Here is a 4,573-nt window from a genome sequence, read left to right as displayed (position 1 = left end):
GTCAAACTGGCGGTCGCCCGGTCGGCATCGCCCTGGAGCCGAAAGCAAATCAGCGAGGAACCGATTCGGGCCAGCGCGACCGGTTGGTCATCGGTCGACAGCGTTGCATCGCTGAACACACAACGCACCCCTTGCTCCGAGCCGGTTTGGCCGAGCAGATAATGCAGCGCGGTGGCAACCTCCGGTGACAGACTCGCCGGGTTGGTTTGACCGAGCAGCTGGGCGGCGTCGCGTTGGCGGTATTGCTTGATCAGTTCATCAGCGTCGGTACGCATGAAGTAGGCGGTCACACGAATGGCTTCCTCGCCGGACCAAGACACCAATTCGACCGCAGTGTCGCTTGCCCGAGGCCCCGCAACGAGAAGCTCGGGTGGTTTGCGACCGTTGGCGGCCAAGTGGATCAGATCTGTGAGGAAGCGTTTGCAAATTTCGCCGTCCGGATCCAGGCTGGGTGGGTGGTACAAGAACGGCGGCTCGGCTTGGATTTCTCGGACCAGGCGGGCGCGGGACGACGAATCGATTGCGTTGAAGGTTTGCGTCATTTTAAGCCGGCCGATCGCCGGTTCGGGGTCGTCCCCGAAGTGTTGGAGGGCAAACGAAGCGAGTGCGCAGATCGCCCGTTCGGTTTGTTCTTCCGGCGACACGTCGACTTGGCCGACACGGAATTGGATCTCCAGGCGATCCGCCGCCGAGGTTTGCCAGGCGTCGATCGTGGCTTTTTGAGGACGATTTTTCTTGTCGTCCAGAACGTAGGTCAGCAAGAACGCTTCCAAACGCTCGGCCACGATCTTGCGATCCGATGCCGGCAGGGATTGGGCGGGTTGGTAGTCGGACGGTCGCGAGGTGGAACCGTCGGCCAGATGACGCAGCAGCGAAACCCGGCCGTACTCATCCCGCAGGTTCAGCGCCGACAATTGTTTCATCGCCGCCACGCGGGCGGAGTCGGAGATCGCCAGTTCGCTGGCCAGATGAACCAATTCGACGCCGTAGATCCAATGGACGTCTCGGTAGCGGACCATCGGGCTGTAGATCGACGCGACTTCGATGGCAATGATTTCAACGAGCTGACGGATCAGCCCGACGGCTTGTTGATCCAGTACGTGGGCGCCCAATTTCGACGCGCCGTAGGTTGTCGCTTTGCTGGCTGCCCACCACGCGACCAGGGTCAGCGGGTTGGTGCTGCTGACAATCCGGCCGGCGAACAGCACGTTGGAGGCGACATCGATGTAAGGTCGGGCCGACTTGTAGAGGCCGAAGGTTTTGACTGCCCGCATGACCACGTTGTAGATCGACTGGAAATCATAGCTGGCCAATCCGCCCGGCAGACTTTCCACCGCGACCAACAGTCTCAACGAAGCCCGTCCGACGGCCCGTGAGACGGCGTCGACATTGGTTTTCAGCAGCGGCGCTGTCTCACCGGGGCGGTAAATCGCCACGACGTCGGAAACCAGGGCGACCAGATCCGTGCGGACTTTTTCATTGTCAAAAACTTTGCGGTCGCCGATTTCTTTGCGGTAGGCGTCTTGTTTAATGCTGTCAAACAGCTCTCGCGTTTTGGCTTCGACCAATTCCAGCAACTCGCGATCGTGCCGTGCCATCGGGTCATCGACGGAGATTTCCGGCGTCTCGGTCGGCGGCGGCCGGCGGGTCGGGTCGGTGTTCTTGAAATCGATCGCATCGGGGAATTGCATCCACTGCTGCAACGACAGTGCGCGTGCGTTGAGTTCCTGTTCCTGCGCGGCCAGCGATTCCGCCTTTTCCTTGAGCCACTCTTGCAGTTCCGACTGGGGCGTCGTTTGGCCCGTCCCCCCCTGCCCTGCCCCGTCGTCCCGATTGGGCCGGCCGGACGCGTATTTCGTTTTCAAACGAACGGCATCCACCAGTGCCGCCGCCAGTGGCAGCAAACCGAGCGCCCCGAGGCCGATGTTGGGGATCGGTGCCCCGGAGAGGGCGATGGCCATCAACACGATCGCGACGATCACGCCCGAGGCGAGCGAATAGAGCGGTAGCCGTTTCAGGGTGTCGCCGCGCACGGGTGGGGCAGATCGCAAAGAGTAGGAAAGAAGCAGTCGAAGGGAGATTCCGTCGCAAAACGACAGGCTCATGATACAGCGCCGTCGGCCGGCCGCGCGGCGGAGCGATTTGGTCAATGTTGTCGAAACCTTGGCCTGGGATGGATGCGGAGATCACGCCGTTCCCTTAAAGTAGGCTTTCGGGAGGGCTGTGCCCCGCAAGGTGCTGCCGGGCGACTGCCAGGAGGCGTCCGGAGACAGATCTGATTAGAATCTGTCCATGGTCTGGAACTTGGCGGATCCAGCTCCACCACCGAACGTCCTTTTTTACTCGTGTCGTTTCGTTTGCCTGTTGCGCACTGCTTTAAAGCACGCGCAAAAGAGTCCGCCATGCAAAAACAAACTTCCGGATCCGTGTCTCAGATGCAGTCACTTGGTCCGATTCCGTCCCTGCCAAATTATCAGACGGATGGTTTCTTCGACGAGTTAGTCGACAAAAACAATCTCGCTCGTCCGGATGCTGAAGAGTTAGTCTCGCTGTTCAACCGCTTTCCGCCGCAGGAACTGTCGCGTCGCCAGCATGCGATCGAGCAGGCCCTGTTCCGGATGGGGATCACGTTCACGGTCTACAGTGACAAATCGGGCACGGAAAAGATCATGCCCTTTGACGTGGTGCCGCGGATCGTCTCGGCGATCTTGTGGAAGCACATTGACGCCGGTTTGCGTCAACGGATCCGTGCATTGAATCGGTTCCTCTGTGACGTCTACAACGAACGGGCCATCATCAAGGAGGGGATCATTCCGGCGGAGTTGGTCGACACGGCCCCGGCGTATCTCGAGGAAAGTCGCGGACTGAAGCCCGTCAACGACGGCTGGTGTCACATCACGGGCACGGATTTGGTCCGTGACAATACGGGGACCGTCTACGTTCTGGAAGACAATTTGCGATGTCCGTCCGGGGTGTCGTATGTGTTGCAGAACCGTCACGTGATGAAACGGAACTTTCCGCAGGTGTTCGGCGCGTCGCGGGTTCGCCCGGTCACCGATTACACGTCGCGACTGTTTCAACTGTTGCGCGATGTCGCGCCGCCGCATGTTTCCGATCCGACCGTCGTCGTGTTGACACCCGGTGTTTTCAACAGCGCCTACTACGAGCACTCGTTCTTGGCCCAGCGGATGGGGGTCCAATTGGTCGAGGGCCGCGACTTGGTCGTCGAAGGCGACTTCGTCTACATGAAAACGACACGCGGGCTGCAGCGTGTGGACGTGATCTACCGGCGGGTCGATGACACGTTTTTGGATCCCAAGACGTTTCGCAAAGACAGCGTGTTGGGGGTCGAGGGATTGATGGACGTGTACCGCGCGGGCAACGTCTGCTTGGCCAATGCCCCCGGGACGGGCATTGCCGACGACAAGGTGATCTACGCGTTTGTCCCGGACATGATTAAATATTATTTGGACGAAGAGCCGATCTTGCCCAACGTTCCGACCTACGTTTGCCAAAAGGAAGAGGATCGGAAGTACGTGTTGTCGCACATGGACGAATTGGTGATCAAAGCGGCCGGGGAATCGGGCGGTTACGGCATTCTGATCGGTCCGCACGCGAAACCAGAAGAGCGCGAGGAGTTCGCCCAGAAGATCAAAGAGGATCCGCGGAACTGGATCGCCCAACCGACGCTGGAACTGTCGCGCGCCCCGACGGTGATCGACGATCACTTGGAAGGCCGTCACGTCGATTTGCGACCCTACATTTTGTGCAGCCGACCGGATGACGTTTGGGTGTTGCCGGGCGGTTTGACCCGCGTGGCGCTGCGCAAGGGATCGTTGGTCGTCAATTCCTCACAGGGCGGCGGCAGCAAGGATACCTGGGTGGTCGCCGAACAGGGACAGGCGGTCGCCAGTGCGCACGACGACGAAACCGACCCGGTCGATCACTGACCCGAACCGCAAATCGCGGATGTGAGTCGCGCGACTGCCCCAGGCGAGATGCGACGTAGACGAATGACCGATTGAAAACGAACCGGCTACCATTTAACTGAGCCTTTTATGCTTTCACGTGTTGCTGAATCGATTTACTGGATGAGCCGTCAGGCCGAGCGAGCTGAGAATTTGGCTCGATTCATCGAAGTGACGTTGCACATGACGTTGGACCAACCGGAATACCTGGTCGATCCCTGGAAACCATTGGTTCAGGTGACCGGCGACAACGAGTGGTTCAAGGCCAAGTACGGCACGGCGAACTGTCAGAACGTGGTGCAATTCTTGGCGTTTGATCGCGAGTACCACAGTTCGATGCTGACGTGTTTACGGGCATCGCGCGAAAACGCGCGGAGCGTCCGCGAGGCGTTGTCGACCGAGGCGTTTGAGGAACTCAATGATTTCTACCATTTCGTTCGCGACAGCAGCCCGTCGCAGTTGACCGATCCGACGGCGGATTTTTTTGAGCAGGTTCGCGACCACGCACTGATGTGGACCGGCGTGTTGGACAACACGATGCCCCACAACACCGCCTGGCACTTTCTCAACGTCGGGCGTTTGCTCGAGCGGGCCGACAAGACGTC

General features: G+C 59.5%; 3 protein-coding genes. 2 read left to right on the top strand and 1 reads right to left on the bottom strand.

What is annotated here, in order from left to right; translation table 11 throughout:
• On the bottom strand, nt 1–2,033 hold a 2,033-nt coding region (locus tag ABX749_RS23135; RefSeq protein WP_372898071.1), incomplete at its 3' end, for a hypothetical protein.
• A gap of 402 nt (nt 2,034–2,435) precedes the next feature.
• Between ABX749_RS23135 and ABX749_RS23130 the strand changes: the two genes are divergently transcribed.
• A complete protein-coding gene (locus ABX749_RS23130) occupies nt 2,436–3,950 on the top strand; it encodes a circularly permuted type 2 ATP-grasp protein (RefSeq protein WP_372898072.1) in 1,515 nt (504 codons plus the stop codon).
• 108 nt (nt 3,951–4,058) lie between these two features.
• Nucleotides 4,059–4,573: alpha-E domain-containing protein (locus tag ABX749_RS23125; RefSeq protein WP_372898070.1), on the top strand; the 515-nt coding region annotated here is incomplete at its 3' end.

It is taken from the genome of Stieleria sp. (assembly GCF_041595215.1).
Taxonomy (GTDB): domain Bacteria; phylum Planctomycetota; class Planctomycetia; order Pirellulales; family Pirellulaceae; genus Stieleria; species Stieleria magnilauensis.
This window is presented reverse-complemented; position numbering and strand designations above follow the sequence as displayed.